Source organism: Mycolicibacillus trivialis, assembly GCF_002102395.1.
GTDB classification, from domain to species: domain Bacteria; phylum Actinomycetota; class Actinomycetes; order Mycobacteriales; family Mycobacteriaceae; genus Mycobacterium; species Mycobacterium triviale.
In genome coordinates, this window is sequence record NZ_LQPZ01000020.1 from 14,117 (window position 1) to 32,687 (window position 18,571).

General features: G+C 62.5%; 17 protein-coding genes. 16 read left to right on the forward strand and 1 reads right to left on the reverse strand.

Annotated elements, in window-relative coordinates:
• Positions 1–65: 65 nt before the first annotated feature.
• Positions 66–1,379 (reverse strand): cytochrome P450, encoded by a 1,314-nt coding sequence (locus AWC30_RS08960; protein ID WP_085109855.1) that lies wholly within the window; start codon positions 1,377–1,379, stop codon positions 66–68.
• A gap of 758 nt (positions 1,380–2,137) precedes the next feature.
• Here AWC30_RS08960 and AWC30_RS08965 point away from each other — a divergent pair.
• The 16 genes from AWC30_RS08965 (at position 2,138) to gnd (ending at position 17,988) form a co-directional block, all read left to right on the forward strand.
• Positions 2,138–3,655, forward strand: a complete 1,518-nt coding sequence (locus AWC30_RS08965; protein ID WP_085109856.1) for an aldehyde dehydrogenase family protein — start codon at positions 2,138–2,140, stop codon at positions 3,653–3,655.
• Between the two features lie 111 nt (positions 3,656–3,766).
• Complete coding sequence (locus AWC30_RS17590; RefSeq protein ID WP_133053676.1) at positions 3,767–4,075, forward strand: hypothetical protein; 309 nt, start codon at positions 3,767–3,769, stop codon at positions 4,073–4,075.
• A 384-nt stretch (positions 4,076–4,459) separates the two neighbouring features.
• Positions 4,460–5,227, forward strand: a complete 768-nt coding sequence (locus AWC30_RS08970; RefSeq protein ID WP_207568419.1) for an MlaE family ABC transporter permease — start codon at positions 4,460–4,462, stop codon at positions 5,225–5,227.
• Positions 5,228–5,287: 60 nt separating this feature from the next.
• Positions 5,288–6,094, forward strand: coding sequence for an ABC transporter permease (locus AWC30_RS08975; RefSeq protein WP_234808007.1), 807 nt, complete (start codon positions 5,288–5,290; stop codon positions 6,092–6,094).
• A gap of 4 nt (positions 6,095–6,098) precedes the next feature.
• Positions 6,099–7,448 (forward strand): MCE family protein, encoded by a 1,350-nt coding sequence (locus AWC30_RS08980; RefSeq protein WP_085109858.1) that lies wholly within the window; start codon positions 6,099–6,101, stop codon positions 7,446–7,448.
• Between the two features lie 52 nt (positions 7,449–7,500).
• Positions 7,501–8,529 carry an MCE family protein gene (locus AWC30_RS08985; protein WP_085109859.1) on the forward strand — a complete coding sequence of 343 codons (1,029 nt, stop codon included), beginning with the start codon at positions 7,501–7,503 and terminating at the stop codon, positions 8,527–8,529.
• Between the two features lie 26 nt (positions 8,530–8,555).
• Positions 8,556–9,878: an MCE family protein gene (locus tag AWC30_RS08990; protein ID WP_085109860.1), complete on the forward strand. Its 1,323-nt coding sequence runs from the start codon at positions 8,556–8,558 to the stop codon at positions 9,876–9,878.
• Positions 9,875–11,203, forward strand: a complete 1,329-nt coding sequence (locus AWC30_RS08995) for a virulence factor Mce family protein (RefSeq protein WP_085109861.1) — start codon at positions 9,875–9,877, stop codon at positions 11,201–11,203. Before AWC30_RS08990 ends, AWC30_RS08995 begins: the two co-directional genes overlap by 4 nt.
• Before the next feature lie 44 nt (positions 11,204–11,247).
• Positions 11,248–12,357 carry a virulence factor Mce family protein gene (locus AWC30_RS09000; RefSeq protein ID WP_372507087.1) on the forward strand — a complete coding sequence of 370 codons (1,110 nt, stop codon included), beginning with the start codon at positions 11,248–11,250 and terminating at the stop codon, positions 12,355–12,357.
• 19 nt (positions 12,358–12,376) lie between these two features.
• The gene (locus AWC30_RS09005; protein WP_275993397.1) at positions 12,377–13,810 is read left to right on the forward strand and encodes an MCE family protein; all 1,434 of its coding nucleotides are present in this window, start codon (positions 12,377–12,379) and stop codon (positions 13,808–13,810) included.
• A gap of 41 nt (positions 13,811–13,851) precedes the next feature.
• A complete protein-coding gene (locus tag AWC30_RS09010) occupies positions 13,852–14,529 on the forward strand; it encodes an Rv1363c family protein (protein WP_234808008.1) in 678 nt (225 codons plus the stop codon).
• Positions 14,526–15,197: a hypothetical protein gene (locus AWC30_RS09015; protein WP_234808009.1), complete on the forward strand. Its 672-nt coding sequence runs from the start codon at positions 14,526–14,528 to the stop codon at positions 15,195–15,197. The genes AWC30_RS09010 and AWC30_RS09015 overlap by 4 nt, the downstream gene beginning before the upstream one ends.
• 7 nt (positions 15,198–15,204) lie before the next feature.
• A complete protein-coding gene (locus tag AWC30_RS09020; RefSeq protein ID WP_085109864.1) occupies positions 15,205–15,609 on the forward strand; it encodes a DUF732 domain-containing protein in 405 nt (134 codons plus the stop codon).
• Position 15,610: 1 nt separating this feature from the next.
• A complete protein-coding gene (locus AWC30_RS09025; protein ID WP_085109865.1) occupies positions 15,611–16,267 on the forward strand; it encodes a CAP domain-containing protein in 657 nt (218 codons plus the stop codon).
• 58 nt (positions 16,268–16,325) lie between these two features.
• On the forward strand, positions 16,326–16,508 hold the full coding sequence (locus tag AWC30_RS09030) for a rubredoxin (RefSeq protein WP_085109866.1): 183 nt from the start codon (positions 16,326–16,328) through the stop codon (positions 16,506–16,508).
• Positions 16,509–16,959: 451 nt separating this feature from the next.
• Positions 16,960–17,988, forward strand: a complete 1,029-nt coding sequence (gene gnd / locus AWC30_RS09035) for a phosphogluconate dehydrogenase (NAD(+)-dependent, decarboxylating) (protein WP_085109867.1) — start codon at positions 16,960–16,962, stop codon at positions 17,986–17,988.
• Positions 17,989–18,571: the final 583 nt, after the last annotated feature.

An 18,571-nucleotide genomic window follows, 5' to 3' on the forward strand; every position in this document is an offset into this window, starting at 1 on the left:
TTCAACGCCCCTTCCCGGTCGTTTGCCACCAGTGGGGCGGCAGACGACCGAGAAGGTTCTCGAGATTATGAAGGGGTGAAGGTCAACCGCGCTGGCAGTTTCCGGATGCCGCCGACAAAGTTCGTCTGCGCCACTTTGACCGGGCCCGTCACTTCGATGCTCTTCAGCCGCGGTAGCAACTCCTCGAGTAGCATCGCCATCTCGATCTTGGCTACGTACATGCCGAGGCATTTGTGCGGGCCGTGTCCAAAAGCGATGTGCCGGTTCGGCCTTCGATCGATGATAAATTCCTCGGGCCGATCGAAAACGTCCTCGTCTCGGCTGCCGGATTGGAAGAGCACCATCAGGCGGTCACCGGCCTTGATCTGCTGGCCCCGCAAGGTGTAATCGGTCAAAGCTTGACGGGTGAAGTGTTTCACCGCGGCCGCCCACCGCACCCCTTCGTTGACCAGATCGGGCACGAGTGAGAGATCGGATTGCACTCGCGCGAGCAGCTCGGGTTGCTTCGACAATTCCAGGAGGATTGTCGAGACCGTGGTCGACGTGGTGTCGTGTCCGGCGGTAGCGATCGCGATGAACCAGCCATAGCTGTAACTCTTCGGATAGTACTCGCCATCAGGGGTCCTGGCGGTCGCGATTGCGGTGGCAAGATCGTCGCGCGGATTGGCGCGCCGGTCCTCGACCAGCGTGTCGAAATAAGCGTTGAAATCCGCGACGGTGGCGGTCCACTGTTGAGCTGCGGCCTCCGGGGAGAGTGGTTCGACGTCGTCGCGTTGAGTGTCAGGGTCGGTGGTGCCGAAAAAATCCTGTGTCAACGCCATCATCCGCGGTTCGTCTTCGGTGGGCACGCCGAACAGCATCATCATCACATGAAGCGGGTAGGCCAAAGCGAAGTCGCGGACGATGTCGATCTCTCGGTCGCCGCCGGCGACGAGTTGACGCACCGTTTCCTGGGCGTGTTTGCGGATCTGGGCTTCCCACCGCTTCAGGTTCGCCGGACGGAACCACCCGATGCCGATGCTTTTGACTTCAGTGTGCTGGGGCGGATCGAGGTAGGGCAACGCGTCCATGACCTGCAGGTGGCCGCCGAGTAGTTGCTTGGTGAATGCGTCGCCGGCTTGGGTCTGAAGGACGCAATGGTTTGTGCCGCCAGCCGCAAACTTATCGGGTTGGCCCTCGACTTCCATGATGTCGGCGTGCTTGCTGATCAGCCAAAGTGGATCGTATCCCTCGACGACTACTTGGGCGACCGGCGCGTTGTTGCGCAGCCACCGATATGCGGCGAACAACGCGTCTTCGTCGAGGTGCCCTTCGGGCAGCACGATCTGGTTCGCGATGTGATCGGGGACGTGAACTGAATCGGTGACCTGAGTCGTCACGGCTACCTCTTTCTAATCAATTCCGCGGTCCGGACCCGGTTGCGTCTGGACCGATTGGCGTGGCCATTGGGAATGATTCGATTCTCCCCGGGATCAGTAGTAATCCGCGTCACCAGAAGGTGGTTTCCTCACTACCTAGTTCGGGGTATTCGGCGCTGAGCGAAGAGTTCTCGCCAAACCAAACGATCGGGTGAGCTGGCTTATCCGCGTAGTGCCTGCCCCGTCGATTCGGTCTTCCGGAGTCGCATCGTCGGTCCCGTGCGACCACCACGTCGGGCTGCTTTCGGAACCGCAATTTCCAACGCGCAGATCGGGTCGCGCCGACACGGGTGCGGAGGTTCTCGGCCGGGACTCGCTTGGCGGTTGCAGCACGTGCGGTGACCGGAAAACTCACGCCGAGTCAACTATCTCGGCCGGCCAGAGGCCGCAGGTGCGGCGGGCGTCACAGCTCGGCCCAACCTTCCCACCGTGCTTTCAGGATTGAGGCGATGCGACTCTGGGAGCCGGCAAGGACTCGTTCTGGCGAAGCGTGGTGAGTGTGCTCTACCCCTTGCGAGATACGAACACATCACTTATGGACGCTGACCCGGTGATCACTCCGTGGTTGCATGGTAGAGGAATCGAGCGGGTGGTTTCGGGCCGAAGAAACCCAACCGATGTAGACCACGAACCGTTGCGCGGCTGCCGGGTCAGAACGGCACCGGTGCAACCCGTCGCGAGTGCTCTGCAAACCTTCGCGGATAACCAAGGGAGCCGACATGACTACGGTGGAAATCGAGCACCATTTGATGCGGATCGGCGGGCGAGGCGTCGACACCGATCAACGGATGCCGATCGTCGACCCCAATGACGGGTCTGTGGTCGCAACCGTTCCACGCGGTGGGGCTGAACATGTCGATGCTGCCGTCGCCGCTGCCAAGTCGACGTTCGAGAGTGGCGTGTGGTCAGCGGTGACGCCGCAAGAGCGTGCTTCGGTCATGCGGCGAATCGGCGCAGCAGCACACGCGGCCGCCGACAAGTTGGTAGAGCTCGAGTTAGTCGCCAATGGTGCAACCGTGCGCCAAGCTACCGGCTTCCATATCGGTTATGCGCTAGATCATTTCAACTATTTCGCGGAGCTCGCCGAGACCTACAGCTGGCAGCAAGCCGCCCCGTCGTCGACGTCTCCGGCGCTGAGCGAAAGCGTGGTGCACCGCGAACCCATCGGTGTCGTCGGTGCGATCGCTCCGTTCAACTTCCCGCTTCTACTGACGTTGTGGAAGGTGGGGCCGGCGTTGGCTGCGGGCAACAGTGTGGTAGTCAAACCCGATGAACGCACGCCCCTGTCGATGTTGGAGTTTGCGCGAATCGCCGAAGACAACGGCTTGCCGCCCGGCGTACTCAACATTGTTACCGGTACCGGTTCGGTGGCCGGTGCACGCCTTGCTGCTCACCCCGACGTCGGAAAGATTGCCTTCACCGGATCCACTCAGGTGGGGCGGGAAATCATGCGCCTGGCGTCCGACACGATCAAGCAGGTAACCCTGGAGCTTGGCGGCAAGGGGCCGTCCATCGTTTTGGACGACGCCGATCTGAACCTGGCTGCCGACGGAGTGCTCTTCGGCTGTTTCCTCTACTCCGGTCAGGTCTGCGTGTCCGGCACTCGTGCACTGGTCCCCACGCGGCTTCACGACGAGTTTGTCCGCCGCCTCGTTGAGCGCGCCAAAACGATCGTCGTGGGCAGCACTCGCGACTGGGATACCGACATGGGTCCGGTGATCGACGCCAAGCAGCAGGAACGCATCTTGGACTACATCCGCAGCGCCGAAGTCGGGGGCGCGACCGTTGAACTTGGCGGCCACCGCCCTGAGGGCGGCCAGTTTGACCGCGGGTTCTGGGTGGCCCCGACCATCCTCTCCAACGTGCGGAACGATATGCCCATCGCTCGCGAAGAGGTGTTCGGCCCGGTTTTGGTCGTCATGAGCTACGACAGCGACGAGGAGGCTGTCGCGATCGCCAACGATAGCGACTATGGCCTTTCGGCCAGTATCTGGTCCAACGACAACGAGCGGGCACTCAGCACTGCAGCCCGTATCCAAAGCGGAAATGTGTGGATCAACAACGCACATCAAATCAATTGCCAAGTACCATTTGGCGGCTACAAGCAAAGTGGGCTGGGGCGCGAGCTCGGGCCGAACGCATTGGACAGCTACACCCAGGTCAAGACGGTACAACTGGACTTGAACAACGACCCTGGCACCAAACCATTCGGAATCCTGCTCAGCCACGCCGACTGACCAAATGCCTCGTCATCGGTCGCCAGACACGCAAGCTCAAACTCGACCAAGACGAGTCCCTGAAGATTGGGCAGCCGTTGTGCGTTCGGCCGCCGGGGTCGAGTGTGCGAGATGCCCGGTGCTTACGTCACCGGATGGATCAAGCGCGCCTCAAATGGCATCGTCGGTACGAACAGAAATGTGCGCGCGACACGATTCGGGCAGTGCTCGACGACGCCCGCGACAGTCGGCTTGCCGGCGGCCACTTTCCCTGCAGACGAGGTCGCGGCGCGCCCCGCTTCTCGTTCCCCCGACATCGTGACCTACGACGATTGGCGCCGGCTCGATCGTTTCGAGCGCTCGGCGGGTGAGTCGGCGGGCCGTCCCCGCGTGAAGCTCACCGGGGTGAAGCAGATGCTGCAATACCTCTCGCAGTCGTAACAGGTAACCCGCCGGCCAATCGCGCGTAGGGGAGATCGGCACCCAATCGGTGGTTGGGTGAATCGGAATCGAATTGCCGATAGCGTTAAATTCGCCCCCGCTTTCGTGGCCGGCCACGGTGGCATACACGTTCTTCACCCGATTGGCCCGTGGCCCAGTCGACCCAACTGCAGTCCGAGCGCCTGCGACGCTTTCCGTTTACGGTGTCGCCATCGCCCGCCGTAGCCTCAAAAGGGGTATCAAAGTCTTCCCTTTGACGTCTAGACCGGTCACTCGCTGCTCGATAGCGTTCCGAAGTATGTCCCTGACAGATTTGGCGTGTCGGCCGGCGGTGGCTGCAGTGCGGTCATCTGAAGGCGGCGTTGGGGGGCCCTCGGCGTGGTGATGTCGGCGAACCTGATTGCCAAGCCGATTCGCGGTCTGGGCGGATTCTTTGGGATGTCGTTGGACACCTTCGTCGCGATATTCACCCCGCCGTTTGCCTGGGCAGAATTTGTGAAACAGGTGTGGTTCGTGGCGCGCGTGTCGATGGTGCCGGCGCTGTTGCTGGCGCTACCGTACGCGGTCATCAGCGGATTCCTGTTCAACATCTTGCTGGGCCAGTTCGGTGCTGCGGATTTCTCCGGCACCGGTAGTGCGTTCTTCGCCGTCTCCCAGATCGCGCCGTTAGCGACCGTGATCGTCGTTTCCGGTGCCGGCGCTACGGCGATGTGTGCGGATCTGGGGGCTCGGACCATCCGTGAAGAAATCGATGCTCAACGGGTGATGGGTGTCGATCCGATCCGAGCGTTGGTGGTACCGAGAGTGCTGGCCGCCACCTTGGTTTCGCTGCTGATCGTCTCGCAGGTCGTCATCGTGGGCCTGGTCGGTGCTTACTTTCTTTCGGTCTATTACCTGCATGTCTCGGCGGGTGCCTTTGTTGAAGGTATGACGTTGCTAACCGGACTGGATGACGTCATTGTGACGTTGATCAAAGCGACGCTTTTCGGCGTGTGCTCCGGTCTGATCGCCTGCTACAAGGGAATTTCGGTGAGGGGCGGCCCGGCGAACGTAGGTATCGCTGTCAACGAAACAGTCGTGTTCTGCTTTCTCGTCTTGTTCATGATCAACATCCTTGTAACCGCTGTCGGCGTCCAATTTACGATCTCGTGAGGTGAGCGACTGATGAGGACGACCGCTCCGAGCGTGCTCCGACCTCGGGCGCAGCACGCGATGAATATGCTCGTGGGGAGGTGGAACCAGACCGGCGACCGAACCCGGTTCTACGTCGCCACCCTCAGTTCCATTCCCCACGCGGTTGTCCGGTACCGAGCGGAGATACTGCGCCTGATCGCCCAAATGGGGTTGGGGGTCGGGGCACTCGCAGTGATCGGCGGTTCGGTCGTGATCATCGGGATGCTGACACTGACTACCGGCGCCTTGGTTGCGGTCCAGGGCTACAACCAGTTCCAAGCCGTCGGGGTGGAAGCGCTGACTGGGGCAGCGTCGGCCTTCTTTAATCCGCGCGTCATTCAATTGGGGACCATTACAGTCGCTCTGGCCGCGACGATCGGCGCGGGCGCCACCGCTGAACTGGGCGCGATGCGGATCAACGAGGAGATCGACGCCCTCGAGGTGATGGGTATCCGCGCCGTCGCCTACTTGACCAGCACTAGGGTTGTCGCCGGCGTGATCGTGGTGATCCCGTTGTGGTGTGTGGGTTTGTTCACTGCCTATGGGGCCGCGCGTATCGGTACGACTGCCATCTATGGCCAAGGCTCCGGCGTTTATGACCACTACTTCAATACGTTTCTCCATACCGCCGACCTGGTTTGGTCCCTCTCCGAGATCGTTGCTGTGACGCTGATAATCATGCTGATCCACACCTTTCGCGGGTACCACGCGGCAGGCGGACCGGCAGGTGTGGGTGATGCTGTCGGAGTCGCAGTGCGAACTTCCATGTCGGTAGCCTCGCTCGCCATTGTCATGATGGTTCTTGCCGTCTACGGGCAAGACGGCAACATCCGATTGGCCGGCTAGCACGATGAAAAATAGACGGGGCCTCGATCGGATCCACAGCGCGGTGTGGACGGTCATTCTCCTGACGACCATCGGCCTGTTCCTCTTCGTGACAACGGCGTTCTTCCGCGGCACCTTTCAGTCCTATGTGCCGGTGACGCTGGTGTCGGACCGCTCGGGTCTGGTGATGGAGATCGGCGCGATGGTCAAGATGCGCGGCGTGCAGGTGGGTCGCGTCGGTAAGGCGAATTCCGGCCATGACGCCGTTGCTCTTCAACTGCAGATCGAACCGGACCAAATCAGGAACATCCCGGCAAACGTCGAGGCGAAGATCAGCGTCCTCACCGCATTTGGCGCCAAGTTCGTTGATCTCATCCCGCCCCCCGAGCCGAGCTCGGACCGATTGACTGCCGGCGCGGTATTGCATTCCAGCAATGTCACCGCCGAGGTCAACACTGTCCTGAAAAGCGTCGCTGATCTGCTCGAGATGGTCGACCCGGCCAAACTGAACGCCGTCTTGACCGCGGTGGCCGATGGGCTACGTGGACAGGGCGAGCAGATCGGCGAAGCTATTACCGATCTCCATCAGGTGCTGCTGGCGCTCAACGAACGAAGCGAGACCGTTCGCGCGGATTGGCAGGCAATGAAGAACTTCGGCGACACCTACGACGCGGCCGCGCCGGATATCCTGACGATTCTCGACGCTGTCAGCACCACTAGCGAGACCATCGTGAACCACTCGGACTCGCTGGACAGCTTGTTGCTGAACACCGTCGGACTCTCGAGCGCGGGGACGAGCCTTCTTACGGCGAGCAAGGACAGCTTCGTTGAAACTATCAACACTCTCGAACCCACCACGAACCTGCTGCTCAAGTACAACCCGGTGTACACCTGCACGCTCCAAGGCGCTACGTGGGTGCTCGATAACTCGATGTCCTCGGTGTGGGGCGCCGACGGTCGCTCGTTGGTCCTCGACGTAGCGCTGCTTCTCGGTAATGACCCCTACAAGTATCCGGAAAACCTGCCGGTTGTCGCGGCCAAGGGCGGGCCCGGCGGCCAACCCGGGTGCGGCTCGTTGCCGGACCCCACCAAGAACTTCCCGGTGCGCCAACTGATCACCGACACGGGGTGGGGGACGGGTGTGGACATCCGACCCAATCCCGGCATCGGGCAGCCTTGCTGGGCGGATTACTTTCCGGTGACTCGCGCGGTGCCCGAGCCGCCCAGCATCCGTCAGTGCATACCTGGGCCGGCGGTCGGCCCGGAGCCCTACCCGGGCGCACCTCCCTACGGTGCGCCGCTGTACGGCCCCGGCGGGGTGCCACTGTGGCCTGGGGTGCCGCCGGCCGATTCCGGTCAGGCGTCCCCACCGTGACCGCAGCCGATCTGACATAAGCCACCTAGGTACCCGTAAAGGAGGGAAGTTGATGCGAAAGGACCTGACGGGCATCATTGTTCGGGTCGGCGTCTTCGTGACCGCCTGCCTGTGCGGCACTTTCGCCTTGATGGTGGTTTTCGCTCAGGTTCGGTTCGGTGACGGCAAGACCTACAACGCCGAATTCACCAATGTGTCCAACCTGAAGGAAGGCAACTTCGTCCGGATCGCCGGGGTGGAGGTTGGCAAGGTTAAGAGCATCGTCGTCAACGAGGACGCAACGGTGCGGGTTGAATTCGAGGCCGAAGCCTCAGCGGTTCTGACCGAGGGTACCCGGGCCGAGATCCGCTATGACGATTTGATCGGCGGTCGCTATCTGGCGCTTGAGGAGGGGGCCGGAGACCTCCGGGCGCTCGCACCCGGCGACACGATCCCGGTGTCCCGCACGAAGCCAGCGCTGGATCTGGATTCGGTGATGGGGGGCTTCCGTCCACTGCTCCGCGGGTTCAATCCCGACCAGATCAACGCGCTGAGCGGCCAGTTGGTCACCGCGCTCCAAGGCCAAGGACCCGCGATCGCGCTGGTTCTGGAACAAGCCGGCACGGTGACCGACACGCTGGCCGACCGCGATCTTTTGATCGGACAGCTCATCGACAACCTTGACGCGGTGTTGGGGACGGTCGGCGGCCAGACTGATCAACTCGATAAAGCGGTGGTCTCGCTCTCGGAGTTGGTCCAGGGGCTCGCGGAACGCAAGAACGACATCTCCAACGCCGTGGCCTACACGAACGCCGCCGCCGGTTCGATCGCGGACCTCTTGACCCAGGCGCGCGAACCGGTTCGGAAGGTGGTCTATGAAACCGATCGCACTGCGGCGCAGGTACTGGCCGATGAGGAGTACTTGGACAACTTGCTGGAGGTGCTGCCCGACAAGTACCGGGCGCTGAACCGCCAAGCTATCTACGGCGATTACTACAGCTTCTACTTCTGTGACGTGATCATCAAACTCAACGGCAAGGGCGGTCAGCCTGTGTACACGAAGGTGGCCGGCCAGAGCACAGGAAGGTGCGCGCCCAAATGAGATCGCTTGTTGAACGGATGCGAGCGATGAAACCGTTCGCGGAACGCGATCACTTCAGGCTGGGCATCGTCGGCATCTTGCTTGTCGGGGGAATCGTGGCGGCCGCACTGTTCAACCAAAAGCTGCCGTTCTTCAAACACGGGCGCGAATACTCCGGCTATTTTGCCGATGCCGGGGGTCTGTTCACCGGTGCCGGTGTGGAGGTCTCGGGCTTCCCCGTGGGGAAGGTGACCAGCATTTCACTGGACGGGCCGAGAGTACTGGTCAAATTCAACATCGGCGGAAACGTTCGGTTGGGCGACCAGAGCACAGCGTCGATCAAAACCAAGGGGTTACTGGGCACCAAGATGCTCGATGTTGTGCCCAACGGCGACCGGCCGCTGGCTGGTCCGATCCCGATCGACCGGACGGTATCTCCGTACCAACTTCCCGACGCTCTGGGCGACTTGACCGCCAAGATCAGCGGGTTGGACACCGACCAGCTGTCCGACGCGCTTGGCACCGTGGCCGAGGTTTTCGCCGATACCCCGCCGGCTCTCAAAGATGCGGTTCAGGGTGTCGGGAGATTCTCGGAAATAATCGCCGAACGCGACACCGAGCTGCGGAGCCTATTGGACAACGCGGCGAAGGCGACGGGAGTGCTGTCCAAGCGCACCGACCAGGTGGTCGGCTTGGTACGGGACACCAACGCACTTTTGGCGCAGTTGAGAAAGGAAAGCGCCGCGTTAGGGCAGCTCGCGGGAAATATTTCGGCGCTGTCACGGCAATTGAAGGCGTTCATCGCCGAAAACCGTCAGCAACTACGCCCGACGCTGGACAAGCTCAACGGCGTTCTCGCGATCGTTGACAATCGCAAGGAGCGTGTCCAAGAAGCGATTAAAGGGCTCGGTGCGTACGCGATGAGGCTCGGTGAGACGGTGGCCTCGGGGCCGTTCTTCAAGGCCTATGTGGTGAACCTTCTGCCGGGGCAGTTCGTCCAGCCGTTTGTCGACGCTGCCTTCTCCGACCTGGGACTGGACCCCGCTACGCTGTTGCCGTCGCAACTGAGCGACCCGCAAGTCGGCCAGCCAGGGACTCCTCCGCTGCCGGTGCCCTATCCGCGGACGGGTCAGGGTGGTGAGCCGCGGTTGAACCTCCCCGACGCGATCACCGGAAATATCGACCCCGGCCTGCCTGCGCAATCTCCGGGTCGCTACCCCTATCGGCCGGAGCCCCCGGCCCCGCCTCCAGGAGGCCCGCCACCTGGACCGCCCGCCCTCCCGCCGGGGGCAGCATCCATCCCCGAACCGACACCCACGCCCGTTTACGTGCCGGCGCCGGGAGAAGTACCACCGGACGGGCAACGATGATGGCCCGGTTGAGAGAGGTTCGGACGGTCGCGCAACGACACGCCCACGTCATTCTGGCGGGAGTTCTCTCGTTGGTCCTGGTCGGCGCGCTATTCGTCGTCCTACCGGCGAAAGATCGGATCACCCGCGTTCCGGTGGTCGGCTACTTCGATAACAGCACCGGCCTATACCCGGGAGATGACGTCCGAATCCTGGGTGTACGTGTCGGCAGGATCGACAAGATCGAACCACAGCCGCATCGGGTCAAGATTTCATTCTGGTTCGATCGCAGATACGCGGTGCCGGCGGACGCCAAGGCCGTCATCTTGTCCCCACAGCTGGTGAGCGGCAGAGCGTTGCAGCTGACGCCGGCCTACACTGGCGGGCCCGCGATGCAAAGCGGTGCGGTCATTCCTCAAGAGCGCACCGCGGTACCGGTCGAATGGGATGACATGCGGGCGCAAATCCAGCGCCTCACAGAGATGTTACGGCCTACCGAACCCGGTGGGGTGAGCACGCTGGGCGCGGTGATCGACAGCGCCGCGGACAATCTGCGGGGGCAGGGCGCAAACATTCGTGACACGGTCATCAAGCTGTCGACCGCGGTGTCAGCGCTCGGTGACCACAGTGACGACATCTTTTCCACGGTGAAAAACCTGTCAACACTCGTGTCGGCACTGCATGACAGCAGTGCCTTGCTCAAGCAGTTGAACCAGAACCTGGCTGCGGTGTCAGCAGTTCTGGCCGACGACCCGAACAAGGTTGCTCAAGCGGTCACTGACCTGAATGCAGTCATCGCTGATGTCGGCAGCTTTGTAGCCGACAACAGGGAGTCGGTCGGTCTCGCATCGGACAGACTGACGTCGATCACCACCGCCCTAGTCGAGAGCCTTGGCGACGTCGAACAGGTGCTACATGTCTTGCCGACGGCAATGGTGAACTTCAACAACATCTACGAACCCGCCAATGGTTCGCTGACCGGCGTGTTGATGCTAAACAATTTCGCAAACCCGGTTTCCTTCCTATGCGGTGCGGTACAGGCTGCTTCTCGCTTGGGCGCGGAACAGGCGGCGAAACTGTGCACCCAGTATTTGGCGCCGATCGTGAAGAACCGTCAATACAACTTCTTACCGATCGGCGAGAACCTCTTTGTCGGCGCACAGGCCAGACCCAATGAGGTCACCTACAGTGAGGACTGGATGCGTCCTGATTTCGTCCCGCCAGCCGATGATTCATCGCCCACTCCGCCGCAGCAGCAGGCAGAGCCACTGCCCGTTGAGACAGTCGCCACCGATCCCGCCGCCGGTTTACCCGGCCTCATGGTCCCGCAAGGAGCGGACAAATGAGGTTGACCAGATCGCGGCGCGGGGCAGCCTGCCTGGTGGCGATCATGCTGGTGGTCGGCCTGTCTGGCTGCGGCTGGCGTGGGCTCAACAGCTTGCCGCTGCCCGGTTTGCCGGGCAGCGGCTCGGGGTCGTTCGCGGTCCAGGCGCAAATGGCCGATGTTCGGAACCTCCAGTCGAATTCGCGGGTACGGGTCGGCGACGTGACCGTCGGTCATGTGACGAGAATCGAACGTCAGGGATGGCACGCCTTGTTGACGATGAGCCTCGATCGAAGCGTCGACCTACCCGCCAATGCAACCGCTACGATCGGTCAGGCCACCCTGTTGGGCGCGTTGCATATCGAGCTTGCGCCACCGAGGGACGAAGCGCCGAAGGGCGAGTTACGTGATGGCTCGCTCATTCCGTTGTCTCGTGCTGATGCCTATCCGACCCTCGAACAGACGCTGGCGGCGCTGTCGCTGGTGCTCAACGGCGGTGGGTTGGGCCAAATTCAGGACATTACCGAGGCGCTCAGCACCGCCTTCGACGGCCGCGAGGATGAGGCTCGTGACCTGGTCGAACAGCTGAAAATCTTCACTGCGAACGTCAGTGACCAGACTGATGACATCATCGCTGCGGCCGAGAGTGTCAACCGGCTGGTAGGAAAGTTCGCTGAGCAACAACCCGTCCTGGATCGGGCGATCAAGACTATTCCTGAGGCGCTCGCCGTGCTCAACGACGAACGGGAGAACCTGGTCGAGGCAGCCGACCAGTTGGGTAAATTCAGCGCGCTGACCGTCGACACGGTCAACAAGACCAAGGTGAATCTGGTCAAGGAATTGGAGCAAATCGGGCCCGTGCTGGAGTCTTTGGCCAACGCCGGGCCCAGCCTGACCCGAGCGCTCGGTCTCATTCCGACCTATCCCTTCCCGAATGAAACGATCGAAAAATGGCAGCGGGGTGATCACGCGAATCTGACGGCCGTCGTGGACCTCACCCTCAGCCGGATCGACGCGGGGATTTTTACGGGTTCGCGCTTTGAGTGCAATCTGACTGAGCTTGAGTTGCAGTGGGGTCGTACGATCGGCCAGTTCCCCAGTCCGTGCCTGGCCGGCGGTCCGTTCAACCAGGGCAATCCGCTTGCTATTCCGTATAACTGGGATCAGGGGCGCTGACGTGTACCTCAGCCGCGAAATGAGGCGCAAGCTGTTCCTCTTCATCGTCGTCGCGTTGACCGCGATCGGGGTAATGGCGGTGCAGTTTATGGAGTTGCCCGCAACACTTTTCGGGGTGGGCCGCTATACGGTGCGGATGGAACTGTCCGAGACCGGCGGGTTGTATGGTTCCGGCAACGTCACCTATCGCGGGGTCACCGTAGGCAGGGTGCAGTCAGTGGAGTTGACTGACACCGGCGTAGAAGCGGTCTTGGCGCTGCAATCCGGTATCGATATCCCATCCGACCTCAAGGCGGAGGTACACAGCCAGTCAGCTATCGGCGAACAGTATGTCGAGCTGCTGCCACGCAGCGACACCGCGCCACCATTGAGAAACGGCGACGTGATCTCATTGGATGACACTTCTGTGCCGCCTGACATCAACACCGTTCTCGACGGTTTGGTCGGCGGTCTGCGCGCGGTGCCCCATGACAACGTCAGCACAGTCATCGATGAGTCCTATATCGCGGTGGGTGGTCTCGGCGCGGAGCTATCCAAGATTGTCAGAGGCGGGTCGAAGCTGGCGAGCGATGCACGGAAGAATCTCGACCCGTTGATCGCGCTGATCGACGAATCCAAGACGGTCCTCGACTCACAGACAGAGACCTCCGATGCCATTGCAGGCTGGGCTGCACACCTGGCCACGGTTACCGCGGAATTGCGGGATCACGACGTGGCCGTCGCCGGAATCATCGACCAAGGCGGACCGGCATTGGGTGAGGTGCGCCAACTGATCGAACGGGTGCAGCCCACCTTGCCGATCCTGCTGGCCAACTTGGCCAGCGTCAGCAATGTTGCACTTACCTACCAACATTCGATTGAACAGATTCTGGTGTTGGCTCCGCAGCTCATCGCCGTCGAAGCCGGCGCGATTATCGCCCAGGTGAACACCAAACAGGACTACATGGGCATCTACCTGAGCTTCAACCTCAACCTCAACCTGCCGCCGTCGTGCACAACCGGGTACTTGCCTGCTCAGCAGCAGCGAAGCCCGTCCTTCGAGGACTACCCGGAACTGCCGCCCGGCGACCTGTACTGCCGAGTGCCGCAAGACTCGCCGCTCGCAGTGCGTGGTGCCCGCAACCTCCCGTGCGCAACCGTGCCGGGCAAGCGGGCGCCCACCGTGAAGATGTGTGAAAGCGACGAAGCGTACGTGCCGCTCAACGACGGCTTCAATTGGAAGGGCGACCCCAATGCGACCATCACCGGTCAGGACATCCCGCAGCTGCCCCCCGAGGCATCGCCGGAAGCCGGTCTCAGCGACCCGCCGCCACCGATAGCAGTCGTCGAATACGACCCTGCCACAGGTAGCTATATCGGACCCGATGGGCGTCAGTACACGCAATCGGATTTGGCCGAGACTGCACCGAAAGACTTGACGTGGGAAGCGATGTTGCTGCCGCCAGGCAGTTAGTCGGCCCATATCCGCACCGACCACGAAGAACGGAAGGCAGTATGCGATTAGCGACAGGTTCCGAACTGATCCGGGAACGCGACGTCAAGGAAGTCGTGGAGGCCGAGGACAGCCTTGAAGCCGAAGCGACGGAGGACGTCGCAACTGTCGAACCCGAGAAGACCGACGACGTCGAGGCTGTCGAGTCCGATGCGGACCCCGCCGCCGGTGCTTCCGTTGCGCAGACGAGAAGACCCCTGTCGGTGTCGCAGCGGGTGATGCTGGTGGGCCTGGCCGTGATCGTTGCCTTGTCGGGGTTGGCCGGATGGTGGGGATGGCGCGCCTACCAATTTCACCAGGCGCAGGTTCAGCGAAGTCAATTTCTGCAGGTAGCTCGGCAAGGAGCATTGAACCTGACAACAATCGACTGGCAGCACGCAGACACTGACGTAGAACGTATTCTGGGCAGCGCGACAGGTCCCTTCTATGACGACTTCGCCGAACGAGCCCAGTCGTTCATCGACATCGTCAGACAAGCTCAAGCGACCACCACCGGGACGATCGCCGAAGCCGGCCTGGAGTCGGAGACCCCTGATGGCGCACAGGTGTTGGTGGCAGTGAACGTGGAGACGGTGAATGCGGCCGCTCCTGAGCAGACCCCGCGAGCATGGCGGATGCGTATCACGGTCCAAAAGACGGACGACCAGCTGAAGGTTTCGAACGTGGAGTTTGTGGCATGAAGTTCCTGAGCGTTCGATTCGGCGATGAGCCAGTAAAGGCCGATACGGTCGGCAAGTCGCCTGTCGACGGGACGCTGATAGCCGCCGTGAAAGAAGACGGCGGGGACGCGGTCGAGGTCACCCGAGCGGCCGCGGAAGCTGATGCGCCAGCGTTTCGAAACCGACTGTGGCCGCTGAGGCGGCCGGTCGGCTGGTCGACGGTGATCGCCTACGCCGTTCTGCCCGGTGTGGTGCTCCTCCTGGCGTTGACAGTGGGATTCGCTAAGTGGCAGGCCTTTTCGGCCGGTCAAGCTCAGCGGGCCGGCGTGGAAGCCACGCAGGCCGCCACCGAGGGGACGATCGCGCTGCTGTCCTACCAGCCTGACACGGTGGCGAGCGACCTTGACGCCGCGCGCAGCCGGTTGACCGGCACCTTCTTGGACTCCTATACGGAGCTGACCCAGGAAGTGGTGATTCCGGGGGCCAAGCAGAAGCAGATTTCTACGGTCGCCACCGTTCCTGGTGCGGCATCGGTATCGGTGACCGGCAGCCACGCCGTCGTTCTGCTGTTTGTGAATCAGACCGTCATCGTCGGCCAAGACGCACCTACGGACACCGCCTCCAGGGTGCGGGTCGCCCTCGACAAAGTCGACGACCGGTGGCTGATCTCCGAGTTCGAGCCGGTCTGAGTCGGCCATGATTCGGCACCCATTTCATCGCGGAGCCCTATCGTTGACCTGTGTTGGCGTAGTCGTGGTCGTATTGGCTGGTGCCGCGGCGGTTGCGGTGCCACCCCGCGCCCAGGCCGACGCGTTGGCTTATCTAGTCGGAGTGACGATGCGGCCCGGCTACAACTTCGCCGATGCCGACGCAGCTTTGGCTTACGGATACGGCATCTGCGACAAAGTAGCTGAAGGCCGTGGCTATACCGAGGTGATGAACGAAGTGAAGGTCGACTTCGCCACCTCGGATGATTATCAGGCCACGTACCTGATATCGCAGGCGGTCAACGAACTGTGCCCCGACCTGATCTGGCAGTTGCGCAACTCCGCAGCACACCATCGTCAATTGCCCAGCGCGACCGGAAAAGCAGGAGGGTGACATGTTGTCCTGGCGAATGGTCGTGGCTGTTTCGGCTATCGTGGCGCTCGGCCTGTTGGCGGGCCCGCCAGCTGCTCAAGGCGATAACAAGCGACTCAATGACGGTGTGGTCGCAAACGTCTACACCGTGCAGCAACAAGCGGGCTGCACCAACGACGTCAGGATCAACCCGCAGCTGCAACTCGCCGCCGAGTGGCACACGAGGGATCTGATGAACAACCGAAACCTCGACGGTGACGTCGGCTCAGACGGTTCCGGCCCACAAGAACGCGCCCACGCGGCCGGCTATCACGGTCAGGCGACCGAAACGGTGGCGATCCACCCTGCCAACGCGATTAGCGGTGTTGACCTGATCAACCGGTGGTATCACAACCCATCGGATTTCGCGGTCATGTCCAACTGCGCCAACACCCAGATCGGGGTGTGGTCAGAAAACAGCATGGACCGTACGGTCGTGGTTGCCGTCTATGGGCAACCAGAGCGAGATGAGGCAGGGGAGGCGGACATCGCCCCGGCGCCGCCGCCTGACGCATCAGCGAATCTTCCCATCGGTCCCACCCCCGACTATGACGGCAGTGACGAGATCGAGTTCGGGGTCAACTGGTTCGCTTGGATTCTGCGCGGTGTGTACCCCCCGCCGAACTACCCGCCACAGTAACGCCAGTCTTCTCTCGGACAGGAAAACGGAATCGCCACAAAGTTAGGAGTAAACGGCAGTGAGTGACTACAAGCTGTTCCGGTGCATGCAATGCGGTTTCGAGTACGACGAGGCCGTGGGCTGGCCCGAGGATGGCCTCGCACCAGGCACCCGCTGGGACGCCATCCCCGACGACTGGGTCTGCCCGGATTGCGGAGCGGCCAAGTCCGATTTCGAAATGGTGGAAGTGGCGCGCGGATGATCTGGTGTTGTGTGGCCGGATGTAGCTCTGGCTAAAGGGGGCCGGGCGGTTCCGCAGGCCGGTACCAAGGCGCGCCCGTTGACCTTCCTCACGTGTCGGGTTGGCGCGTCGTGCGGTTGACGGGCCCTGAGGCCGGCTAGCGGGGCGTTGCCTTCCCCTCGCACGTGGACATGCCGTGGGTCGAGCACCTCGGCGATTCACCGCAACACTACGAGTGCTGTTGCACGACATACCCGGCTGTGGCGGATCGTCAATCGCTCACCGGCTAGGGATGCGTCGGAGGAGAGCTGATCCACCGACCGCTACTGGAGATTTCGCCGCCGGAGCAGCGCCACTTGCATTGCTCGTGGAGTGGCGGCCGAGAAGCTGGTGCACCCGAACCCAGGCTGCACCACTGCGGATAAGTAATCAGGACCGGGTCGCCACCCGGGCCATGGCAAGGAGGACAGCGATGCAGCTGGGCATGATCGGCCTGGGCCGGATGGGGGCCAACCTAGTGCGCCGGGTGATGCGCGCCGGCCACGACTGTGTCGTCTATGACCGCGACACAGCCGCGGTGGAGACACTGGTTTCCGAGGGCGTGGCCGGAGCCGAGTCGATCGCCGAACTCACGTCGAAGCTGGCCGCCCCGCGGGTCGTGTGGGTGATGGTGCCGGCCGGCGTAATCACCCACACGGTGATCGCCGAGCTGGCCGATGCTCTCGACGAAGGCGACATCGTCATCGACGGTGGCAACTCCTACTACCGCGATGGCGTCCGGAATGCCGAGCAGCTCGCTCAGCAGGGTATTCGTTTGCTGGACTGTGGAACCAGCGGCGGGGTGTGGGGGCTGGAACGCGGCTTCAGTCTGATGATCGGCGGCGACCGGTCCGCCTACGCAGCGGCGGAGCCGATCTTCGCGGCGCTGGCGCCGGGCGTGCAGGCCGCCGAGCGCACCCAGGGCCGGGACGGCGAGGTGGCCGCGGCGGAGAAGGGCTACCTGCACTGCGGGCCCAGCGGAGCCGGGCACTTCGTAAAGATGGTGCACAACGGGATCGAGTACGGGATGATGGCCGCGATCTCCGAAGGTTTGAATATCTTGCACCGCGCCGACATCGGGGTCACTGAGGGAGTCAGCGGGGACGCCGAGACCGCGCCGATGACTCATCCGGAGTTCTACCGCTACGACCTGGATCTGCCGGCGATCGCCGAGGTGTGGCGGCGCGGCAGCGTGATCGGCTCCTGGCTGGTCGATCTGACCGCCGCAGCTCTGGTCGAATCGCCGGATCTCAGCGCGTTCGAGGGCCGGGTGTCCGATTCCGGGGAAGGCCGATGGACGGCGATCGCCGCCATCGAGGAGGGGGTGCCCGCGCCGGTGATCACCGCCGCACTCAGTTCGCGGTTCACCTCCCGAAACCTCAACGAGTTCGCTGACAAAGCGGTCTCGGCGATGCGCAAACAGTTCGGCGGCCACGACGAGAAGCCGGGTACCGGGCGGTAAGACCACGCAGTCGCCCTTTCAGCCGTGGATCAGCTGCGGTTCGGGTACACCACATCGACGGAGGGGGCCGACGCGGCCACGTCACTGCGCTCGACGTCCGCCCAAATCGCCACTCGGTTCGTGGCCGACAGCACCTGAGCGCGGGTCGAATGCGATTTCGCCGGATCGGTAAGGCTGCCCACCCGACTGGCGCACGCCGTGCCGACTGTTCACCTCGGCCTTACACCGCCGAGTGGACACGGTGCTCGTCGTCGCACCCGACGCCGGCGACCGGGTTAGGAAATCGGCCACGCCGGCTGCTAACGCCCACCCAAACCTGAGAGGAGCGGCGCCGTTCCACGATGGCGCCGTCATCGCTCGGTTCGGCCGCGGCACGAGATGTTCGTCGAAGCCGGCTGCCTTCCGTTCCGTCTCAAGGCCGGCCGTCAGGCACCTCGGGCGTGGCAGGTCCGGGTCGACCCGCCCACCGGAAACCTGGATGTCAACGTCATCCGGGAGCAAGCAACTGAATCCCCCCGGCGTGTCCGGAGACTCCGTTCCTTGGGAAGGATGGAGTCATGTCAGGGAGTTCATCGAGGAGGTA